The sequence below is a fragment of the Rhizobium freirei PRF 81 genome, assembly GCF_000359745.1.
GTDB lineage: Bacteria > Pseudomonadota > Alphaproteobacteria > Rhizobiales > Rhizobiaceae > Rhizobium > Rhizobium freirei.
Window position 1 is genome coordinate 1 of sequence record NZ_AQHN01000043.1, and the last position, 323, is coordinate 323.

The following is a 323-nucleotide window of genomic DNA, read 5'->3' on the forward strand; positions in this document are numbered from 1 at the left end:
GCGGGTTCGCTGCAGTCCGGCGTGACGGCCACGGCCGATGCGGCGCATGGCGTGCTGGCCAATGACGTGACGGGTGCCGACGGCAATCTTCAGGTGGTCGGCGTAACGGCCGGCAACGCGGAGACGGCGCAGTCTGACCATGTCGGCAGCGCCATCGTCACGACGCTCGGAACGCTGACGCTGAATGCCGATGGCTCCTACAGCTACCAGGCCAATCCGAATGAGAGCGGCACGGACACCTTCACCTATACGGTCAAGGATGCCGATGGCAGCCTGTCGACGACGACGCTGACCTTCACGGTCACGGACGGCCGCACGACGCA

Annotated in this window: 1 protein-coding gene; it reads left to right on the forward strand. The window is 65.9% G+C overall.

All coding sequences use genetic code 11. The features are described from left to right. A partial coding sequence (locus RHSP_RS08545; RefSeq protein WP_037150604.1) for an Ig-like domain-containing protein occupies positions 1-323 on the forward strand: 323 nt, incomplete at both ends.